Annotated in this window: 20 protein-coding genes; 15 read left to right on the top strand and 5 right to left on the bottom strand. The window is 67.7% G+C overall.

The annotated features are described in order from the left end of the window. From narH to CBY09_RS10660, 10 genes are all read left to right on the top strand, one after another. Entirely contained in the window at window positions 1–1,524 is a 1,524-nt protein-coding gene (narH, locus tag CBY09_RS10705) for a nitrate reductase subunit beta (RefSeq protein ID WP_094289276.1), read from the top strand. Between the two features lie 20 nt (window positions 1,525–1,544). Further along, on the top strand, window positions 1,545–2,246 hold the full coding sequence (gene narJ, locus CBY09_RS10700) for a nitrate reductase molybdenum cofactor assembly chaperone (RefSeq protein WP_094289452.1): 702 nt from the start codon (window positions 1,545–1,547) through the stop codon (window positions 2,244–2,246). Then, a complete protein-coding gene (gene narI / locus CBY09_RS10695; RefSeq protein WP_094289274.1) occupies window positions 2,243–2,977 on the top strand; it encodes a respiratory nitrate reductase subunit gamma in 735 nt (244 codons plus the stop codon). The genes narJ and narI overlap by 4 nt, the downstream gene beginning before the upstream one ends. A gap of 27 nt (window positions 2,978–3,004) precedes the next feature. After that, entirely contained in the window at window positions 3,005–3,946 is a 942-nt protein-coding gene (locus CBY09_RS10690) for a peptidylprolyl isomerase (protein WP_094289450.1), read from the top strand. 29 nt (window positions 3,947–3,975) lie between these two features. Further along, window positions 3,976–4,653, top strand: coding sequence for a carbonic anhydrase (locus tag CBY09_RS10685; RefSeq protein WP_094289272.1), 678 nt, complete (start codon window positions 3,976–3,978; stop codon window positions 4,651–4,653). 100 nt (window positions 4,654–4,753) lie between these two features. Beyond that, the gene (locus CBY09_RS10680; RefSeq protein ID WP_094289270.1) at window positions 4,754–7,213 is read left to right on the top strand and encodes an adenosylcobalamin-dependent ribonucleoside-diphosphate reductase; all 2,460 of its coding nucleotides are present in this window, start codon (window positions 4,754–4,756) and stop codon (window positions 7,211–7,213) included. Window positions 7,214–7,272: 59 nt separating this feature from the next. Continuing rightward, the gene (locus CBY09_RS10675; protein ID WP_094289267.1) at window positions 7,273–7,950 is read left to right on the top strand and encodes a nitroreductase family protein; all 678 of its coding nucleotides are present in this window, start codon (window positions 7,273–7,275) and stop codon (window positions 7,948–7,950) included. A 28-nt stretch (window positions 7,951–7,978) separates the two neighbouring features. Then, window positions 7,979–8,392 carry a ribonucleotide reductase subunit alpha gene (locus CBY09_RS10670; RefSeq protein ID WP_094289265.1) on the top strand — a complete coding sequence of 138 codons (414 nt, stop codon included), beginning with the start codon at window positions 7,979–7,981 and terminating at the stop codon, window positions 8,390–8,392. Window positions 8,393–8,480: 88 nt separating this feature from the next. Further along, entirely contained in the window at window positions 8,481–8,957 is a 477-nt protein-coding gene (locus CBY09_RS10665) for a hemerythrin domain-containing protein (RefSeq protein ID WP_094289448.1), read from the top strand. A 291-nt stretch (window positions 8,958–9,248) separates the two neighbouring features. Then, window positions 9,249–10,331 carry an AbrB family transcriptional regulator gene (locus tag CBY09_RS10660; protein ID WP_094289263.1) on the top strand — a complete coding sequence of 361 codons (1,083 nt, stop codon included), beginning with the start codon at window positions 9,249–9,251 and terminating at the stop codon, window positions 10,329–10,331. Window positions 10,332–10,484: 153 nt separating this feature from the next. Here CBY09_RS10660 and CBY09_RS10655 read toward each other — a convergent pair whose 3' ends face one another. The 3 genes from CBY09_RS10655 to CBY09_RS10645 all read right to left on the bottom strand — a co-directional run bounded on the left by CBY09_RS10655 (window position 10,485) and on the right by CBY09_RS10645 (window position 13,004). Beyond that, entirely contained in the window at window positions 10,485–10,784 is a 300-nt protein-coding gene (locus CBY09_RS10655; protein WP_094289261.1) for a BTH_I0359 family protein, read from the bottom strand. A gap of 265 nt (window positions 10,785–11,049) precedes the next feature. Further along, entirely contained in the window at window positions 11,050–12,198 is a 1,149-nt protein-coding gene (locus CBY09_RS10650; RefSeq protein ID WP_094289259.1) for a DUF3108 domain-containing protein, read from the bottom strand. A gap of 23 nt (window positions 12,199–12,221) precedes the next feature. Further along, window positions 12,222–13,004 carry an IclR family transcriptional regulator gene (locus CBY09_RS10645; protein ID WP_094289258.1) on the bottom strand — a complete coding sequence of 261 codons (783 nt, stop codon included), beginning with the start codon at window positions 13,002–13,004 and terminating at the stop codon, window positions 12,222–12,224. A 103-nt stretch (window positions 13,005–13,107) separates the two neighbouring features. On the opposite strand from CBY09_RS10645, the gene CBY09_RS10640 reads away from it, so the two are divergent. Together CBY09_RS10640 and CBY09_RS10635 are read left to right on the top strand one after the other, a co-directional pair. After that, window positions 13,108–14,121, top strand: a complete 1,014-nt coding sequence (locus CBY09_RS10640; protein ID WP_094289256.1) for a fumarylacetoacetate hydrolase family protein — start codon at window positions 13,108–13,110, stop codon at window positions 14,119–14,121. Between the two features lie 98 nt (window positions 14,122–14,219). Then, window positions 14,220–15,197: a Bug family tripartite tricarboxylate transporter substrate binding protein gene (locus CBY09_RS10635; protein WP_094289254.1), complete on the top strand. Its 978-nt coding sequence runs from the start codon at window positions 14,220–14,222 to the stop codon at window positions 15,195–15,197. Between the two features lie 119 nt (window positions 15,198–15,316). Here CBY09_RS10635 and CBY09_RS10630 read toward each other — a convergent pair whose 3' ends face one another. After that, window positions 15,317–15,730: a VOC family protein gene (locus tag CBY09_RS10630; RefSeq protein ID WP_094289252.1), complete on the bottom strand. Its 414-nt coding sequence runs from the start codon at window positions 15,728–15,730 to the stop codon at window positions 15,317–15,319. Between the two features lie 143 nt (window positions 15,731–15,873). Beyond that, complete coding sequence (locus CBY09_RS10625) at window positions 15,874–16,896, bottom strand: zinc-binding alcohol dehydrogenase family protein (RefSeq protein WP_094289250.1); 1,023 nt, start codon at window positions 16,894–16,896, stop codon at window positions 15,874–15,876. 131 nt (window positions 16,897–17,027) lie between these two features. Between CBY09_RS10625 and CBY09_RS10620 the strand changes: the two genes are divergently transcribed. The 3 genes from CBY09_RS10620 (at window position 17,028) to CBY09_RS10610 (ending at window position 20,530) form a co-directional block, all read left to right on the top strand. Next, the gene (locus CBY09_RS10620; protein WP_094289248.1) at window positions 17,028–17,945 is read left to right on the top strand and encodes a LysR family transcriptional regulator; all 918 of its coding nucleotides are present in this window, start codon (window positions 17,028–17,030) and stop codon (window positions 17,943–17,945) included. A 199-nt stretch (window positions 17,946–18,144) separates the two neighbouring features. Further along, the gene (locus CBY09_RS10615; protein ID WP_094289246.1) at window positions 18,145–19,308 is read left to right on the top strand and encodes an iron-containing alcohol dehydrogenase; all 1,164 of its coding nucleotides are present in this window, start codon (window positions 18,145–18,147) and stop codon (window positions 19,306–19,308) included. A gap of 157 nt (window positions 19,309–19,465) precedes the next feature. Then, window positions 19,466–20,530 (top strand): alpha/beta hydrolase family protein, encoded by a 1,065-nt coding sequence (locus tag CBY09_RS10610; RefSeq protein ID WP_240515673.1) that lies wholly within the window; start codon window positions 19,466–19,468, stop codon window positions 20,528–20,530. Window positions 20,531–20,614 lie beyond the last annotated feature (84 nt).

Genomic DNA, 20,614 nt, shown 5'->3' with positions numbered 1-20,614 from the left:
ATGAAAATTCGCGCACAAATCGGCATGGTGCTGAACCTAGACAAGTGCATTGGTTGCCACACCTGTTCCGTCACCTGCAAGAACGTCTGGACGAGCCGCCCCGGAGTGGAATACGCCTGGTTCAACAACGTCGAAACCAAGCCTGGCATCGGCTATCCCAAGGAGTGGGAAAACCAGGACAAGTGGAACGGCGGCTGGGTGCGCAACCCTGACGGCTCCATCGCCCCCCGCCAGGGCGGCAAGTGGAAGCTGCTCATGCGCATCTTCGCCAACCCCAACCTGCCGCAGATCGACGATTATTACGAGCCCTTCACCTTCGACTACGACCACCTGCAGTCGGCGCCTGAAACCAAGGCCGCCCCCACGGGCCGCCCGCGCAGCCTGATCACCGGCCAGCGCATGGAGAAGATCGAGTGGGGCCCGAACTGGGAAGAAATCCTGGGCGGCGAGTTCAGCAAGCGCAGCCAGGACAAGAACTTCGACGATGTCCAGAAGGACATCTACGGCCAGTTCGAGAACACCTTCATGATGTACCTGCCGCGCCTGTGCGAGCACTGCCTGAACCCGGCGTGCGTGGCATCGTGCCCCAGCGGCTCGATCTACAAGCGCGAGGAAGACGGTATCGTGCTGATCGACCAGGACAAGTGCCGTGGCTGGCGCATGTGCGTCTCGGGTTGCCCCTACAAGAAGATTTACTACAACTGGCAGTCGGGCAAGGCCGAGAAGTGCATCTTCTGCTACCCCCGCATCGAGGCGGGCCAGCCGACCGTGTGCTCGGAAACCTGCGTGGGCCGCATCCGTTACCTGGGCGTGTTGCTATATGACGCAGACCGCATCCAGGAAGCCGCCAGCGTGGAGCGCGACCGCGACCTGTACCAGGCCCAGCTCGACATCTTCCTGAACCCGAACGACCCCGATGTGATCAAGCAGGCGCGCATCGACGGCATTCCGGACAGCTGGATGGACGCCGCCCGCAACAGCCCCGTCTACAAGATGGCCGTGGACTGGAAGGTGGCCCTGCCGCTGCACCCCGAGTACCGCACGTTGCCCATGGTCTGGTATGTGCCGCCGCTCTCGCCCATCACGGCGGCAGCCAACGCGGGCCATGTGGGCGTGAACGGTGAGATTCCGGATGTGTCGCAATTGCGCATCCCCGTGCAGTACCTCGCCAACCTGCTCACCGCCGGTGACACCGGTCCCGTGGTGCGCGCGCTGGAACGCATGCTGGCCATGCGCACCTACCAGCGCGACAAGCATGTGGAGCAGCGCCAGAACCTCGCTGTGCTCAAGCAGGCAGGCCTGTCGATGGCCGAGGTCGAAGAGATGTACCAGGTGATGGCGATCGCCAACTACGAGGACCGCTTCGTGATCCCGTCGGCCCACCGCGAGTACGCCGAAAACGCATTCGACATCCGGGGCGGCTGCGGCTTCTCGTTTGGCAATGGTTGCTCGGACGGCGCGACGGAAGTCAGCATGTTCGGCGGCAAGAAGCCGCGGACCATTCCCATCAAAGCCACTGTTTGAGCGACACGGAAGGAATCACCATGTTCAAGAAGAACCCGACCTCCGTGCGCCTGACCCTGCGCGCCCTGGGCTACCTGCTGAGTTACCCCGATGCGCAGCTGCGCAGCGTGATGCCGCAGCTCATCGATGCGCTGCAGGCCGAGCAGGCCCTTACGGCTGATCGCATGGACGAGCTGAAGGCCGTGTGCCAGCACCTCGCCGCCCTGGACCCGCTGGAAGCCGAAGCCCGCTACGTGGACCACTTCGACCGGGGCCGCCAGACCTCGCTGCACCTGTTCGAGCATGTGCACGGCGACTCGCGCGACCGGGGGCCGGCGCTTATCGACCTGCTGCAGACCTACGAAAAGGCGGGCCTGCAGTTTGAGGCCGACGAGCTGCCCGACCACCTGCCCGTGGTGCTGGAGTTCGCCTCCACCCAGCCACCCGCCGTGGCCAAGGAGTTCCTGGGCGAAATGGCCCACATCCTCAATGCGCTGTTCAGCGCCCTGGTGTCGCGCAACAGCCCTTACGCCAGCGTGATCGCTGCGGTGCTCGAAGTCTCGGGCCAGCGCGTGCAGTCGGTGGCGCTCACGCCCGAGCCGCCCATGGACGAGGTCTGGGCCGAGCCCGAAGCGTTTGGCGGTTGCAGCACCCAGGGCCAGTCCAAGCCTGACCAGCCGCAACCCCTGCATTTTGTCCGTACCCCCCGCGCCGAGCGGGCCCCCGAAGGAGTCTCAGCATGACTACCCCCTGGCTCGATACCCTGTTGTTTGGCATCTATCCCTACATCTGCCTGGCCGTGTTCTTTATCGGCAGCTGGGCGCGGTTTGACCGCGACCAGTACACGTGGAAAAGCGACTCGTCGCAGCTGCTGCGCACCGGCAGCCTGCGCTGGGGCAGCAACCTGTTCCACGTGGGCGTGCTGTTCCTGTTTTTCGGGCACACCTTTGGCATGCTGACGCCACACTTTGTGTATGAGCATTTCATCAGCGCGGGCAACAAGCAGCTGATGGCCATGGTCACCGGCGGCATTGCGGGCCTGCTGGCCTTTGTGGGCATCTCCATCCTGCTGCACCGCCGCCTGTCGGACGCGCGCATCCGCGCCACGTCCAAGACCAGCGACATCGTGCTGCTGATCCTGCTCTGGCTGCAGCTGGCGCTGGGGCTTGCCACCATTCCGCTGTCTGCGCAGCATCTGGATGGCTCCATGATGATGAAGCTGGCCGAGTGGGGCCAACGTGTGGTCACCTTCCGCAGCGGTGGTGTGGAGCTGCTGGCTGAGGCCGGCTGGATCTTCAAGGCCCACATGTTCCTGGGCATGACGATCTTCCTGGTCTTCCCTTTCACCCGCCTGGTGCATGTGTGGAGCGGCTTTGGCACGCTGGCCTATGTGCTGCGCCCCTACCAGGTGGTGCGTGCGCGCCGCCTGAACCTGCCCGCTGGCCACCTGCAGTCGCAAGACCGCCGCGCCTGAAACCCACTGACCATGCAGGAGCACACCATGAGTGGATGTGGAACCGGGAGCTGCGGATGCGGCTCCACTGACAGCAGCGCGGCGGCAGCCCCTGCCAGCACGCTGACCCCTACGCAGACTGCGGCCTACGAGGCCCTGATGGCCACGATGGCCGATGCACCCGTGCAGGCGATGCCAGCACCCGTTGCAAGCGGGCCAGGTGCCGTGGCTGACATCGCACGCATCAACGGCGTAGCCCTCAACGCCCCGCACGAGTTGCTGGACGAAGAGGCCCTGCGCCAACGCGCTTGCACCGAGCTGCTGCGCCAGGCGGCCCAGCAGGCGGGGTTGCTGTCGGCCGACGATGTGCCAGGCGACCTGGGCGCTATCAGCACCGCGGCGTCCGATGCGATCGAGCAGTTGCTGGACCGTGAGCTGCCCATCCCCGACCCGTCGGAAGAAGCCTGCCGCCGCTACCACGAGGCCCACCCTGCGGCGCACGCCCAGGGCGAGCGCGCGCAATTGCGCCACGTGCTCTTTGCCGTGACGCCCGGTGTGGATGTGAAACAGCTGCGCCTGCGCGCCGAGGCGCTGTTGATCAACCTGCGCTGCGCCGATGATGGGGGTGCGAAGTTTGCCGAGGCTGCGGCCCAGTGGTCCAACTGCCCCAGCGGCCAGCAAGGCGGTGACCTGGGCTGGCTCACCCGCGCCGACTGCGCGCCAGAGTTCGCCCGCGAGGTGTTTGGCAGCGCCGAGATCGGCGTGCTGGCCCGCCTGGTACACAGCCGCTTTGGCCTGCATGTGGTGGAGGTGGTGGCACGTGAGGCCGGGCCACAGCCCGCGTTCGAGGACGTGCGCCAGGCCATCGCGCTCACCCTGCGCCAGCAGGCCTGGGTGAATGCGCTGCGCCAGTACCTGCAGCTGCTGGCCGGTGCTGCGGTGGTCGAAGGGGTGGTGCTGGACGCGGCCGAATCGCCGCTGGTGCAGTAGCGGCATGTTGTCTTGCGGGTCACATCACCATGCCTGACGAACTGCTGGATCGCCTGCGCCGTTTTCACGACGACGCCTTCCCCCAGTACCGCGAGCAGTTCCAGACGCTGGTGGATGAGGGGCAGCACCCCACGACCTTGTTCATCGGCTGCTCCGACTCCCGCCTGGTGCCCTACCTGCTGACCGGTGCGGGGCCGGGCGAGCTGTTTCTGGTGCGCAATGTGGGGGCCTTTGTTCCACCCTACGACGGATCGCACGGCCACCATGGCACCACGGCGGCCATCGAGTTTGCCGTGCTCAACCTCCAGGTGCGGCGCATCGTTGTGTGCGGCCACAGCCACTGTGGGGCCATCAAGGCGATGTATGGTGAGGTCTCGCCCGAGGCCCCCAACCTCAACCGCTGGCTGGACCTGGGGCGCGAGGCCCTGTTGCCCATGCAGCCGGGCCCCGAGGTATTGCGTCGCACCGAGCAGCGCGCGGTGGTGCTGCAGCTGGAGCGCCTCATGGAGTACCCCATGGTGCGCAGCCGGGTGCAGTCAGGCCAGATCAGCCTGCACGGTTGGCACTATGTGATCGAGGAGGGCGAGGTCCATGTGTTCGATGTCAGCACTGGTGGTTTTGTGCCTGCATCGCGTGCGGACAACAGCGGCACGGGCCCCTACCAGCCCTACGTGGAGCATGATGGGCAGGTGCTGGTGGACGAGTGAGCGGCCACCGACTTGCCATGGCGCTGCATTCGGAGTGGAATGAGCGCTCCTTGACGGAACGCAACCCCGTTTCAGCCTGAAACCCAAATCATCGGCCCCCATGAAACGCGAACCTCAGCCCCCCCTCAGCACCGCATCTGCCCTGCAGCCCATCAGCCTGGATGTGCTGCGGGAGAAATACCTCAAACCCGGCGAAACCACGGCCGACGAGCTGTACCAGCGCGTGGCGCGGGCCCTGGCCTCGGTCGAAAAGCCGGAGCTGCGCGAAAAGTACGAAGCCCTGTTCCTGGCCAACCTCAAGGTCGGCGCCATCGGCGCGGGCCGCATCATGAGCGCGGCAGGCACCGACATCCAGGCCACGCTGATCAACTGCTTTGTGCAGCCCGTGGGCGACTGCATCCAGGGCGTGGACGATGAAGGCGTTCCGGGCATCTACGAAGCGCTGCGCGAAGCGGCTGAGACCATGCGGCGCGGTGGCGGCGTGGGCTACGACTTCTCGCGCATCCGCCCCAAGGGCGCGCATGTCAAGGGCACGGCCTCCATGGCCTCGGGGCCCTGCAGCTACATGAACGTGTTCGACCAGTCCTGCTCCACCGTGGAGAGCGCGGGCGCACGCCGGGGCGCGCAGATGGGCGTGCTGCGCATCGATCACCCCGATGTGCAGGAATTCATCACCGCCAAGCGCACGCCGGGCCGCTGGAACAACTTCAATGTGTCGGTGGGCGTGTCGGACGCCTTCATCGAGGCGGTGCAGAACGACGCCCCCTGGGAGCTGGTGCACAAGGCGGTGCCCGGTGCGGCGCTGCTGGCACAGGGCGCCCACCAGCGCGCTGACGGCCAGTGGGTCTATGCCACCGTGCTCGCGCGCGAGCTGTGGGACACGATCATGAAGTCGGCCTACGACTTCGCCGAACCGGGCATCCTGTTCCTGGGCCGCATCAACGAAGACAACAACCTGCATTACTGCGAGGACATTGCGGCGACCAACCCCTGCGGCGAGCAGCCACTCCCGTCCTACGGCTGCTGTGACCTCGGTCCCATCATCCTCACGCGCTTTGTGCGCCACCCCTTCGGGTTCGGCGGCGTGGCGGCGTTCGACTTCGACGCTTTCACCCAGGCCGTGGCGCTGCAGGTGCGGGCACTCGACAACGTGCTGGATGTGACCTTCTGGCCGCTGCCGCAGCAGCGTGACGAGGCCATGGCCAAGCGGCGCATTGGCGTGGGCTTTACCGGCATGGGCAACACGCTGGCCATGCTGTGCCTGCGCTACAACCTGCCCGAGGGGCGCACCATGGCGGCGCGCATTGCCGAATGCATGCGCGATGCAGCCTATGCGGCGTCGGTGGAGCTGGCGCGCGAGAAAGGCGCGTTTCCGAAGTTCGATGCGCGGGGCTATCTTGCGGAAGGCACGTTTGCGAGCCGGTTGCCCGAATCGCTCAAGGCCGCGATCCACCAGCATGGCATCCGCAACAGCCACCTGTTGTCCATCGCGCCCACGGGCACGGTGAGCCTGGCGTTTGCCGACAACGCCTCCAACGGCATCGAGCCACCGTTCTCGTGGATGTACAAGCGCAAGAAGCGCGAGTCCGACGGCAGCACCACCGAATACGCGGTGGAAGACCATGCCTGGCGCCTGTACCGCGAGCTGGGCGGCGATGTGGGCGTGGATGGAGGGGCGCTGCCCGACTACTTTGTCTCGGCGCTGGCCATGTCTGCGCAGGAGCACATTGCGATGATGGAGGCCGTGCAGCCCTTTGTGGACACGGCCATTTCCAAGACCGTGAACATTCCGGCCGACTACCCCTACGAAGACTTCAAGGACCTGTACCTGCAGGCCTGGCGCGCGCGGCTCAAGGGGCTGGCCACTTACCGGCCCAACAGCATCCTGGGCTCGGTGCTCGAAACCCATGCAGAACCCGCACCAGCGCCTGCTGCAGTGGCAGCGCCTGCGCCCGCCGCACCGCCTGTGGACCCGATGCGCACGGTGATCGAAAGCCGTCCGCAGGGCGGGCTCTCGGCCGTGGCCGAAAAGCTCGAATACTGGACGCAGGAAGGCCATAAGACCCTGTACCTCATCGTGTCCTTTCTGCCCGTGCCCACGGGCGTGGGCAACCGCACGGTGGACCGCGCCATCGAGTTCTTCATGCCCGTGGGGCAGAGCGGCGAGTCGCAGCAGTGGATCACCTCCAGCATGCGCATGCTCTCGCTGGCGGCGCGGGGGGGCTTTCTGGAGCGTGCCCTCAGCGACATGCGCAAGGTGGCCTGGGACCGGGGGCCGGTGCGCCTGGGCCAGCACCGCAAGGACGACGGCACGCTGGTGCCCATGTGGCACGACTCTGAAGTGGCGGCCATGGCCTATGCCATCCAGAACATCCTGGCGCGCCGCGTGGCCGACCCGGTGCAGCAGCAACTGCCGCTGGACGAACCCGCACCGCCGCCCGTGGCCGTGCCCCAGGCCATGGCAGGCAAGAAGTGCAGCGAATGTGGCGCCCATGCGGTGATCCGCAAGGACGGCTGCGACTACTGCACGCAGTGTGGCCACCTGGGGAGCTGTGGATGAAGGCCATGGCCCCGCTGCATGCTTCTGGGCGCATGCGGTAAGCATTGGAAGGATTTCCCATGTCAGTCATCCCCTGGCCGTTGAACCCCACGTCCCGTGTGCAGCCTGCTGCGGCGCAGGCCCGTGCTTCTGAAGATGTGGCCGGGCTGGCGGCGGCGCTGATCCAGTCGCGCCAGACCATCCTGCCCAAGCGCCTGGGCGCGCCGGGCCCCAGTGCGGCCGAGCTGGCGCAGATCCTGAGCGCTGCCGCGCACGCCCCCGACCACGGCCAACTGGTGCCCTGGCGCTTTGTGCTGGTGCCCGAGGCGTCGCGCACGCCGCTGGCTGAGGTGTTTGCCCAGGCCCTGCGGGAGCGCGACCCCACCGCCACCCCTGAGCAGGCCGAGCAGGCGCGTGAGAAAGCCTACCGCTCGCCCGTGCTGCTGCTGGCCGTGGTGGATGCCGAACGTGGCGATGCCGACATCGACCTGGCCGAGCGCACCGTGTCGGCCGGTTGTGCGGTGCAGAACATGCTGCTCATGGCCACGGCGCAGGGCTATGGCTCGGCACTCACCAGCGGCAAGGCGCTCAAGGCCGACAGCCTGCGCGCGCTGTTCCAGCTGGCGCCGTCCGAGCAGGCCCTGTGTTTCGTGAGCATCGGCACCGTGCTGTCGCGCAAGGCCGTGCGTGCACGGCCCGCGCCCGGTGCCTATGTGAGCACGCTGGATGCCAGCCGGGGCGTGGTGCCCGGCTTTTGACCTGTTTTTCTGATGACGCAACCTTGTGATGGAAATTGCCAGCTTTGACGACCTGCTACAGGCCGCGCGCCAGCAGCCCGAGCCCCAGCGCCTGCTGTTTGTGTTTGCCGCCGCCGAGCTGCCCGACGACGCAACCCCCGCGCAGCGCGCGCGTTTTGAAGCGGGGCAGGGGGGCGCCCTGGTGCCACTGATGTGTGTGGACAAGACGCCGCAGGAGCTGGCCTCGTTCAGCGCGCTGGTGGAAGAGGCGCAGCAGTTCACCGCCCCAGGCCACGACTGGGCCATGGTGTTTGCGGCGGCGTTGCCCGGCACCTTGAACCAGGCGCCCACCAGTGCCGATGCCGAGGCCCCCTTGCAGCGCATGGTGGATGCGATCAAGGGCGGCGCACACGGTCGCTACATCCCGTTCAATCGCCAGGGCCAGCCTGTGCGGCTGGGCTGACGCCGTGTCCGCCACCCCCTCGGGCCCCACCTCCCGCCACCTGCCGGGCTTTAGCGCCCCGGCCGTGGGTTTCGAGCAGCCTTTCGCCATGCTGGAGGCCTGCCACGAACGCGTTCAGCGCACCCTGGCCCTGCTCGCACGGCTGCGCGCCCATGTGCGCCAGCACGGGGCCGACACCGATGCCCGCCAGGCCGCGCGCGATGTGCTGCGCTACTTCGACATGGCCGCACCGCTGCACCACCAAGACGAAGAACTGCATGTGTTCCCGCTGCTGCGGGCCCAGGCCAGCCCCGAGGTGCAGGCGCTGGTGCAGCGGCTGCAGCAGGACCATCTGGCGATGACGGCCGACTGGGCGGCGGCGCGTGTGCCTTTGTGGGCGCTGGCCGAGTCGGCTGTGGCCCCGTTCACGCCCGGGGACGAGGCGGCACTCGACCGGTTTGCCCAGCGCTACGCAGACCACATCGCAGCGGAAGAGGGCACCGCCTACCCCGCCGCGCAGGCGCTGCTGGCCCCCGCTACGCTGGGGGCCATGGGGCAGGAGATGGCTGCGCGGCGCGGTGCCTGATGTTTGCTATAAAAAATATAGCTATAAGGGTATGTTGGTCGCGCGCAGAGGCGTGTTTTCGCTTGAAGTAGCCGCCTGAAAAGCAGGCGCCACAACGGTTTCTTTCTGGCGATGCCTGCCATGCTGCCTGGGCAGGGCCCGGCAGCGGTGGTGCCAAGGCTGTGGCGCGATACTTGGGAGCATCGGTTGCCGCGCGCGAAGACACCGGCCCCGGCAGGGGGGCTTCTGGATCACAGCGCGGCTTCGCTGCTCACCGTCCGCTTTCCACCCCCAGCCCACCGCCCTGTCCGTATGCGTTTCCCTTTTGTTGCCCGTGTCCTTGCCACGCTGGCCCTGGCCTGGGCGGCAGCCGCTGCCTGCGTCGCGCTCCACACTCCGCTGCCCTGGATGATCGGCCCTCTGCTGGCCACCTCGCTGGTGTCGATCGCTGGCGGGCCCACCGAAAGCTGGGGCCCGCTGCGCAATGCCGGGCAGTGGACCATTGGCGCGGCCCTGGGCCTGTACTTCACGCCCGAGGTGGTGGCGCTGATTGGGGGCCTGTGGTGGGCCATCGTGCTGGGCATTGTGTGGGCGCTGCTCCTGGGCTGGCTGTTTGGCGCCTGGCTGTACCGCGTGCACGCACCGCGCATGCATGGCGTGCCCGCGCCCATGCTGCGCGCCACCAGCTACTTTGCGGGCGCGATTGGGGCAGCGTCCGAGATGACGTTGCTGTCCGAACGCGAAAACGCGCGCACCGACCTGGTGGCGGCGAGCCACAGCCTGCGCCTGCTCATCGTCACGGTGACGATTCCGTTTGCACTGCAGTGGAGCGGCCTGCATGGCCTCGATATCCTGCCGCCCACGCTGCGGGTGGTGAGCTGGCCTGGGCTGGCGTTGCTGGCGCTGATGACCGGCGTGGGGGCTGTGGTGATGGACCGGCTGGGCCGCGCCAACCCCTGGTTCATGGGCGCGATGCTGGTGTCCATGGGGCTCACCATGGCGGGCCTGGGTCTGTCGGCGGTGCCACAGGGGCTGGTGAATGCGGCGCAGCTGGTGATTGGCGTGAGTCTGGGCGTGCGTTTTCGCCGGGAGTTCTTGCACACCGCGCCACGCTGGCTGGCCACGGTGGCCGTGGGCACGCTGGGGCTGATGGGGGTGTGCGCATTGTTCGCTGGGGCGCTGGCCTGGGCCACGGGCCTGCCCTGGGTCACCTTGCTGCTGGGGACTTCACCGGGTGGCATCACCGAAATGGCCATCACGGCCAAGGTGCTCCAGCTGGGGGTGCCGGTGGTCACGGCGTTTCAGGTGTGCCGGTTGATTGCGGTGTTGATGCTGGTGGATCCGTTGTACCGGCGGATCTATCCCAGGGACGAACACCAGGCACTCAAGGTTTGAAAAGAAGAACTGCACGACAAAACTGGCGCGCCCAGGGCCAGGGATGTCTAGCAAGGGCCGCCCCGCAGCGAGGGCATCATCCCCCTGCCCGCGAAGCGCAGCGCAGCGTAGCGAGAGCGGGGGGAAGCCGCGCTGCGCGGCTCAGGGGGGGGCTTAGTGCACCACCACCGGGTTCTGCGCCAGCCCCGCATAGCGGTCCAGCGCGTCTTCCACTTCTTCCTGCGTGGGGGTGTCGCGTTGCCAGGCCAGGATCTGCTCCTGGAACATCTCGGCCCAGGAGCCGTCCAGGTACACCTCCTTGCCCGAGCGCTTGTCCACGATTTCAAAGCCGTGCCGAGCGAGCTGGGGAATGGCGGGGGCGGTGTCGTTGAGCGCCTGGGCGCTCTTTGTCTCCACGGCGTCGGGCAGCATGTGGACCACCACAAAAGATTCAGAGTCGTAGAGCATGTGCATCGTGTTCCCCTGGTTGATTTGAAATTCAGATGACACCAGTCACGCAGAGTTCAAGCCCCGGGGGCGGCTTGCGGGGTATCCCGGCGGTGGGGGGGGTGTCTTGTTGGGCCCTGAGAAGGCCTGCCGACCAGAACACCTGCCGCACCGCATCAACCCTGTTGCGACCAGTATTTCACGAAAACCGCAGTGCGCCGGGCTCGCGGGGCTTTTTTGCCCCGATGGTGTGCGGCCGCAACACTTGGCGCGCGATCCGGTCTGGCGCAGCTCAGGGCGTGCCGCGCTCGCGCAGCAGCAGGTCGGCAAAGTCCCCGTTGGCCTGGGTGAGCTTGATGCGCACGGGCAGGTAGCCCAGTGCCGGGGCCACCCACAGCTCGGCCTTCTGGTCGTAATCCTTGCGGGGCAGGCGCTGCAGCTTGAGGGTCGGGGTGGCGCCCGAGGGCAGGTCCAGCGTCTCGGGGCCTTCGATGGTGAAGGTCCAGCGGTCGGCGCTGCGGGCGCTCACGGTGGTGAGGGTGATCTGGGTGCCGGGCACAAACCGCCCCGGGTCGGCCGCCAGCAGCGCGCCGAGCTGGATGAACACGCTCAGGCGGTCCTGCACGCCGGGGCTGGCCGGGGCCTGCGGGGTGTTGGCGCTGAAGGTGATGCGGCCCTGGGCGTAGTCGAAATGCGCGGCCTGCTCGCTGCGGGATTTGTCCGAAAACTTCTCGGGCAACAGCCCCTGGGCCGTGATGGCGCCCACGCTGCGTTGCGTGCGGGAGCCCACCAGGAAGGCGCTGATCTCCTGCCGCGCCTCGTAGCGGCTGCCATCGTGTTGCCACAGCAGTTCGGCGCGGGCGTTGTAGGCGAACTTTTTGGCCTGCCCGCTCACGTCAAACGCCAGCCGGGTGGGCGGCGGCAGGCGGGCGGGGGGCGGTGCCTGCGAGGAGGCCTGGCCGGTGCCTGCGCCGGGCGGGGTGATGTCCACCCCGGTGGTGGCTTCGGCCGGGGGGGCGGGGGGCGCGGCGGCGGATGCGGGGGCTTCGGGGGCTGCCGCCGCCACTTCGGCGGGGGGCGCAGTTGAATCCGTGGCGTTGGTTGGCGCTGTGTCAGTGCCCACTTCGGTGCCCGTGGCCGCGGCTTCGGCAGGCGGTGGCGGGGCAACAGGCGCTGCGGTGGAGGTGGGCGCGGGTGTGGTGCGGGCCGGTGGTTTTTTGCGCGCGGCAGGCTGTGGTGCCGCAGCCGGGGCGGCCTTGGCAGCCGGTGCTGCGGCCGCTGTGGGCATGGCGGCGGGAGGTGGGGCTGCAATGCTGCGGGTGCTGAACACCTGGCCTGTGGGCTGCGCCGGACTGTCCCAGGCCAGCGGCACACCGGTCAGCACCAGCCAGTGCAGGGCAAGCACCAGGGCGGTGATGGCAACCAGCGCGCGGCGGGGCATGCGGTGTGGTGGCGGCGCGCGGGTCAGGCGCTGCCTGCGCCCAGGTCGCGCGAGAGCTGGCCAGCGGCCGCGCGCAGCGGTGCGTCGATGGCGCCGTTCCACTCGGGGTCGAAGGTGGCAATCGAGCCCAGTGTGGTGATGCCCAGCTCCAGGTGGCCATCCGAGTCGAACACGGGCGCGCAAAAAGCCACGATGCCGGGCAGCAGGGTATCGACCACGCGGGCGGCGCCGCGCTCGCGCACCTCGGCCAGCAGGGTGTTCACTTCGGCCATGGTGGCGGGCAGGTCGGTGCGGCGCATCTTCACGGCGCGGGCCAGTTCTTCTTTCAGCAGCGGCGCCACCACATCGGGCGACATGAAGGCTGCAAAACACCGTCCCGTGGCCGATGACAGCAGCGGCATCACATCGCCCAGGCGCAGGTTGGCAGTGACGGCCTGGGGCGACTCCTCCCAGTGCACGATGGTCGGGCCGTGGTTGCCCCACACGGCCAGTGCCAGCGTGTGGCCGATGCTTTCCATCAACTCCGGCATGCGCTCGCGCGCCAGGCGCACGGCGTCCAGCCGCGCCAGCGACGCCAGGCCCAGCTTGAGCGCCGCCGGGCCCAGGTCGTACCGCGCGGTGCGCGGGTCCTGCGTGACCAGGCCCAGGCGCTGAAAGCTCACCAGATACCGGTGCGCCTTGGCCGCGCTCATGCCGGCCGAGGCGGCCACATCCTTGAGCATCAGCGGCCCGCGCGAGCGTGTCAGCCCCTCCAGCAGGGCAAAACCCACCTCGACCGATTGAATTCCTGCACGTTCTTTGTCCATGTGCACTAAAATTTGCGAGTTTTGTTTAGTTAAATCAATTTACCCAAGCGTAATTTTCGCTAGCGGTGCCCATCAACCCTTCTGAGACAAAGGTCCTGCCACCATGAAACTCGCTACCTACAAAGACGGCTCGCGCGACGGCCAACTGGTTGTCGTCTCCCGCGACCTGGGCACAGCCCATTATGCGACCGGCATTGCCAGCAAGCTCCAGCAGGTGCTGGACGACTGGGGCTTCCTCTCGCCCCAGCTGCAGGACCTGTACGACCAGCTCAACAGCGGCCGCGCGCGCCACGCGTTCCCGTTCGACCCTGCCCAGTGCATGGCCCCGCTGCCTCGCGCCTACCAGTGGGCCGACGGCTCGGCCTACATCAACCACGTTGAACTGGTGCGAAAAGCGCGCAACTCCGAAGTGCCGGAGAGTTTCTACACCGACCCGCTGATGTACCAGGGTGGCAGCGACGACTTTATCGGCCCCTGCGACGAGGTGGTGGTGCCCAGCGAAGCCATGGGCATCGACTTCGAGGCCGAGATCGCCGTCATCACGGGCGACGTGAAGATGGGCACCAACGCCGACCAGGCGCTGGACGGCATCCGCCTGGTGATGATTGCCAACGACGTGAGCCTGCGCAACCTGATCCCGGCCGAGCTGGCCAAGGGCTTCGGTTTCTTCCAATCCAAGCCCGCCACCGCCTTCGGCCCCGTGGCCGTGACGCTGGACGAGCTGGGCGACGCCTGGGACCACGGCCGCGTCAACCTGACCGTGCAGTCCACCTGGAACGGCCGCAAGGTCGGCATGTGCGACGCCGGCCCTGAAATGACCTTCCACTTCGGCCAGCTGATCGCCCACGTGGCCAAGACGCGCAACCTGCGCGCGGGCTCCATCATCGGCAGCGGCACCGTGAGCAACAAGGGCATCACCGACGCCAATGGCCGCACCGAATGGCCCAAGGGCTACAGCTGCATCGCCGAAAAGCGCTGCATCGAGACCATCCAGGACGGCAAGCCCAGCACCGAATTCATGAAGTTCGGCGACACCATCCGCATCGAGATCAAGGGCAAGGACGGCGCCAGCATCTTCGGTGCCATCGACCAGACGATTGCCGCCCCGGCCGCCTGAGCACCCGGTCGGCAGAAAATTTGAACAAAAAAGGCTGTTTGCGCGCTATGGATAAGCGCAAGCAGCTATCAAATCAGTAGTATCAAGGAGACAGCCCCATGCAACGCCGCACCCTCTTGTCCGCCCTGGCCGCCGCAGGCGCCACCACCGCCGCGCCCTGGGCCGCCGCCCAGTCCGCCTGGCCCGACCAGCCCCTGCGCTGGGTGGTGCCGTACCCCGCCGGTGGCGGCACCGACGTGCTGGCCCGCACCGTGGCCGAGGCCATGCGCCAGACGCTGGGCCAGCAGATCGTGGTGGACAACCGCCCCGGCGCCTCCACCAACATCGGCGGCCAGGCCGTGGCCACGGCCAAGCCCGACGGCAACACCTTCATGTCGGCCGACAACGCCATCCTGGCCTACAACGAACACCTGTTCACCAAGCTGCCGTTCAACCCCGAAAAGGACTTCACCTACGTGGGCGGCATCAGCCGCTTCCCGCTGGCGCTGGTCGTGCACCCGTCGTTCGAAGCCAAGACGGTGAAGGAGTTTCTGGACTACGCGCGTGCCAATCCCGGCAAGCTCAACTACGCCTCGCCCGGCAACGGCTCGCCACACCACCTGGCGATGGAGATGTTCAAGAACCGCACCAAGACCTTCCTCACCCACATCCCCTACCGCGGCGCCGCGCCCGCGCTGCAGGACGTGATGGGTGGCCAGGTGCCCTGCATGTTCCTGGACCTGGCCGCAGGCCTGCCCGTGATCACCTCGGGCAAGGTCCGCGCGCTGGCCATTGGCTCGGCCAAGCGCGTGGCCGCGCTGCCGGACGTGCCCACGCTGGCCGAAGCCGGTGTGCCCAACACCGAGGTGTTCGCGTTCCAGGGCATCCTGGCGCCCGCCGGTCTGCCTGCCGCCATCACCACGCGTTTGAACACTGACCTGAACAAGGCCCTGCTGAACCCCGCCGTGGTCAAGCGCATGAACGACTTTGGCATGGAAGCACTGCCCGGCACGCCCGAGCAGTTCCGCGCCATGGCGCGCGCCGAGTCCAAGCGCTGGGGCGAGATCATCAAGGCGGCAGGCGTGAAACTCGACTGACCCCCCTGAGCGGCTGCGCCGCTTCCCCCAGGGGGACGCACCCGGTGGCCTGGCAAAGCCAGTTCCACGGGTGCACTCGCTTGGCGACGCGCTCTCTGCGGAGGGTGCAGCGGTGTTTCTTACTCCGGCAGGTGGCACACCGCCTCGATGTTGTTGCCCTCGGGGTCGATGACAAACGCGCCGTAATAGTGGGGGTGGTAGTCGGGCCGCAGGCCCGGGGCTCCGTTGTCTTTGCCCCCGGCTTCCATGGCGGCGCGGTAGAAGGCATCGACCTGGGCCCGCGTGGTGGCGCGCCACGCCAGGTGGCAGCCCGTGGTCGCGGGCGGGCCGCCGTAGGGCGAGGGGCCATCGATGAACCACACATCGGCCTTCTTGCCGTCGGGCTCGGACGGCGCCGGGTAGGCAAAGCCCAGCATGTTCGAACCGTAGTTGCCTTCAAAACACAGGCTGTAGCCCAAAGGCGCGAGGGCAGCGGTGTAGAACGCCTTGGTGCGGGCGATGTCGGTGACGCGGAAGGTCATGTGGTCCAGCATGGGAGGGGCTCCTGGTGTTGTTGTGTGCGGTTTTATACCTGAGATACTGGCATTAAACACAGTATTTTTCATCTGGATACAGAACCCACCGCAGCCTCAAAGGCCGCCCTGCCCATGCCTCGGACTCAGCGGACCGGCGCTCTTCAGTTCCACCCCTCCAGCACCAGCTTGCCCCGCGCCTTGCCGCTCTCGATCAGCGCATGCGCGCGCTTCAGATTCTCGGCATTGATGGTGCCAAAGCGCTGGTCCAGCGTCGTGCGAATCAGCCCCGCATCCACCAGCTGCGCCACCTCGGTCAGCAGCCGGTGCTGGCCGATCATGTCGGCGGTGCCGAACAGCGCGCGGGTGAACATCAGCTCCCAGTGCACCGACACCGACTTGCGCTTGAATTTCGTCACGTCGAGCGACACCGGGTCGTCGATCAGCGCGAACTGGCCCTGGGGCGCGATGGCCTCGACGATCTGGTCAAAGTGCGCATCGGTCTGCGTGAGGCTCACGATGATGTCCACCGTGGGGTGGCCGATGCGCGCCAGCTCTTGCGTGAGCGGCTGGCTGTGGTCGATGACGTGGTGGGCGCCCAGCTCGCGCACCCACTGCTGCGTTTCGGGGCGCGATGCGGTGCCGATGATCGTGAGGCTGGTGAGCCGCGCTGCCAATTGCGTGAGGATGGAGCCCACGCCGCCGCCCGCGCCGATGATGAGCAGGGTCTTGTTCGTGGGCTGCTTGCCGGGCGCCACGCGCAGGCGGTCAAACAGCAGCTCCCACGCGGTGATGGTGGTCAGCGGCAGCGCGGCGGCTTCGGCAAAGTCCAGCGACTTCGGTGCGTGGCCCACGATGCGCTCGTCCACCAGGTGCAGTTCGCTGTTGGTGCCGGGGCGGGCGATGGAGCCTGCGTACCAGACGCGGTCGCCGGGCTGGAACAGCGTGACATCCGGCCCCACGGCGCGCACGATGCCGCTGGCGTCCCAGCCCAGCACCTTGTAGTCGGGGCCGTCGCCACTGCGCGAGCTGCTTTTGCGCACCTTGGTGTCCACAGGGTTCACCGAGACGGCGTGCACTTCCACCAGCAGGTCGCGGCCGGTGGCCACGGGGTCGGGTTGGGTGATGTCGAGCAGCGATTCGGGGTGCTCGATGGGGTGGGCGGTTTGGTAGCCAACGGCTTTCATGGAGAGATCCTGGGGTCAAACAAAGGGTGCCTAGATCATGGGTTTTGCCGGTTTGTTTTTAAATGGGCTGATGATTGAATCCATCTTCAATCATTGTTTGAAAATAAACCCCTGCGCACCCAAGGCACCCCATGAAAAGCCTGCAAGACCTCGACATCTTTGTGCGCACCGTGGACAGCGGCAGCCTCTCGGCCACGGCCCGCGCGCTGGACCTCACCCCCGCTGCCGCGAGTGCCGCGCTCAAGCGGCTGGAGGCCGAGCTGGGCGTGGCGCTGTTCGTGCGCTCCACGCGCAGCCTGCGGCTCACGCAGGAGGGCGCGCTGTTTCTGGAGCATTGCCGCCCCGCGCTGGCTGCGCTGCAGCAGGTGCAAGGCCAGCTGGCGGGTGGGCGCGCCGGAGGCTTTCGCGGCACGCTGCAGCTGGCCGCGCCGTCGGACCTGGGGCGCAATGTGCTGCTGCCCTGGCTCGATGCCTTCCAGACCGAGCACCCGGGCATCGACATCCGCCTGCAGCTGGCCGACCGCGTGGCCAACGTCTACAGCGAGCCGGTGGATGCCGCCTTCCGCTACGGCAAGCCGCAGGATTCGAGCCTGGTCGCACTGCCGCTGGCCGCCGACCACCGGCGTGTGCTCTGCGCCGCGCCCGCCTACCTGGCAGCGCACGGCATGCCCGAAACGCCCCACGCACTGGCCGCGCACGAGGGCCTGTGCTTCATGCTGGGCGAGGACGTGCACGACCGCTGGCGCTTCTGGGACGCTTCCGGCCAGGAGGTGGTGGTGCGTGCGCGCAGCCGCAACGTGGCCAACGATGGCGATGTGGTGCGCCGCTGGGCGGTGCTGGGCCGGGGCATTGCCTACAAGTCGTACTTTGATGTGGCCGACGACCTGGCCGCCGGGCGGCTGGTGCCGCTGTGCCCCGGCTGGACCACTGAGGCCGTGCCGCTCTTTCTGGTGGCGCCCAGCCGCCGCCAGTTCACACCGCTGGTCCATGTGCTGCGCGACTTCGTGGCCGGGCGCCTGCAGGCGCTCATGGAGCGGGCGCCACGCTGAGCGCTAGCAGCAACCGCATGCGCTGCGCCGACCTGCCGCACGAGGCTCTGCCAGCAGCAGGGCTATCGCACACGCGACCGGCGCCGCCCACCCGTGCGCCGCACAATCGCGCCCTTGCTGCCGCCACCCTGCGCGGCGCACCCTCTGCGCAGCCAAGTGCCCGGTGCTGCGGCAACGCCTTTGACGGAGAAAGACGATCATGCTGAATTTCGACTTCCACAACCCCACCCACATCGCCTTCGGCCAGGGGCGCATTGCCGACCTGGCCAAGCTGGTGCCCGCTGCCGCCAAGGTGCTGATCCTCGTGGGCGGTGCCAGCGCCGAAAAGACCGGCACGCTGGCCGAGGTGCGCGCCGCGCTGGGCGAGCGCCAGCACGCCACCTTCAGTGGCATCGAGCCCAACCCGAGCTACGAAACCTCCATGAAGGCCGTGGCGCAGATCCGCGAAGGCGGGTTTGACTTTCTGCTGGCCGTGGGCGGCGGCTCGGTGATCGACGCCACCAAGTTCATCGCCGCCGCCGTGCGCTTCGAGGGCGGTGACCCGTGGGCCATCCTCGAAAAGCACGGCCGCAACGTCAAGGGCGCCATGCCATTTGGTTCCGTGCTCACGCTGCCCGCCACGGGCTCGGAGATGAACAACGGTGGCGTCATCACCCACCGTGCCAAGGGTGCCAAGCTGTCGTTTGGCAGTGTGCACACCTACCCGGTGTTCTCGGTGCTCGACCCCACCAAGACCTACACCCTGCCGCCCCAGCAGCTGGCCAACGGCGTGGTCGATGCGTTTGTGCACACGGTGGAGCAGTACCTCACCTACCCCGTCAACGCACCCGTGCAGGACCGCTTTGCCGAAGGCATCCTGCAGACGCTGATCGAGATCGGCCCGCGCCTGCTGACCGCCCCTGAGCCCGTGTACGACGACCGTGCCAACCTCATGTGGGCCGCCACCATGGCGCTCAACGGCCTGATCGGCGCGGGCGTGCCGCAGGACTGGGCCACCCACATGATCGGCCACGAGCTGACGGCCCTGCACGGCATCGACCATGCGCGCACCCTGGCCATCGTGCTGCCTGCGCTGCTCAACGAACGCCGGGTGGCCAAGCGCGCCAAGCTGCTCCAGTACGGTGAGCGCGTGTGGGGCATCACCACCGGCACGGACGACGAGCGCATCACCGCCGCCATCGAGCGTACGCGCGACTTCTTCGAGGCCATGGGCATCGCTACGCGCCTGTCGGGCTACGGCCTGGGCGCTGACACCGTGGGCGCCGTGGTGGCGCAGCTGGAAGCGCATGGCATGGTGACCCTGGGCGAACAGCGCGAGATCACCCCGGCTGTGAGCCGCCGCATCCTCGAAGCCGCGCTGTAAGCCGTCGGGCAGGGGGGCGGGCATCCGCTCCCGCCTTTCGTTCTGCATTTCGCGCCGCGCAGCAGCGTTTCGTCGCAGGGCACTGGAGCCCGCTGCGGGCGCTGCCTACAGTGCCGTCAAGCCGCCACCCCGGGCGGCCATTGACGAAAGGCGCACTGTGACCCTCATTCTCTTCCTGGCCCTCCGCTCCGCATGGCGGTTGGCCTGTGCTCCGCTGCTGGCTGCGTTTGTCGCGTTGCTGGCCTGGGCTGCCCCCGCATCGGCGCAATACGCCGGGCTGCGCACCCTGGTGGTTCCGGGTGCTGAGCCTGTGACCGTGGCCCTCTACTACCCGACTCCCGCCGTGGCGCGCACCCAGCCCATGGGCCCCTGGCGGCCCATGGTCACACCGGGCGCGCCGGTGGCCGCCGCGCCCCTCAAGGGCCTGGTCCTCATCTCGCACGGTACGGGCGGCCATGAGCTGGGCCACCACAACCTGGCCACGCGCCTGGCGGCCGATGGCTATCTGGTGGCCGCGCCGCGCCACCCCGGTGACAACTGGGAAGACCGGTCGATGATCACCTCGGGCCGCTACTTCAGCGAACGCCCGCGCCAGGTGAGCCGCGTGCTGGACGCATTGCTGGCCCACCCCGAATGGGGCCCCCGCATTCCGGCCGGGCGCATCGGCGCCGTGGGGCACTCGGCCGGCGGCTACACCGTGCTGGCCCTGGCCGGTGCACAGGCCGAACCCGCCCGCGCCGTACAGCATTGCCGCAGTGTGGCGGACGATCCGGGCTTTTGCAGCCTGGGCAAACTCACGCCGGCCCCGGGCGCCAGCCGCCCTGTGGCCCCGGCTGCTGCACCGGCGGGCGCGCAAGATGGCTCGCTGGTCTCGGTGGCCGACCCCCGCATCCGCGCCGTGGTGGCCCTCGCGCCCATGGCGGTGGTGTTGACGCCCCAGAGCCTGGCCGCCATCGCCGTGCCGGTGAAGGTGGTCATGGCCGAGCGCGACGTGGTGCTGCAGGGCCAATACCACGGCCAGCATGTGGCGGCCCATGTGCCCGGGGTGGATGCGAGCACCGTGCCCAGCGCCGGGCACTTTGCCTTCATGGCCCAGGCCGCCTGGCCCCTGCCATCGGACGCAGGCGACGCCGCCGCCAACCCCGAGGGTTTTGACCGGGTGGCCTACCACGCCACGCTGGAGAACCAGGTGGCGGAGTTTCTGGGGCGGCAGTGGCGGTGAGTGCGGCGGATTATGAGAAAAACGGCCGCCTGCGCGCAATGGATATGCCTCGTTTGCTATTAAAATAGTAGCAAATTAAGGGCT

Origin of the sequence: Acidovorax kalamii (genome assembly GCF_002245625.1) — a bacterium.
In the GTDB taxonomy this organism is placed as follows: Bacteria; Pseudomonadota; Gammaproteobacteria; order Burkholderiales; family Burkholderiaceae_C; genus Acidovorax; species Acidovorax kalamii.
Note: the sequence above shows the minus strand (reverse complement) of the source record. Positions and strands in the feature narration are given on the sequence as shown.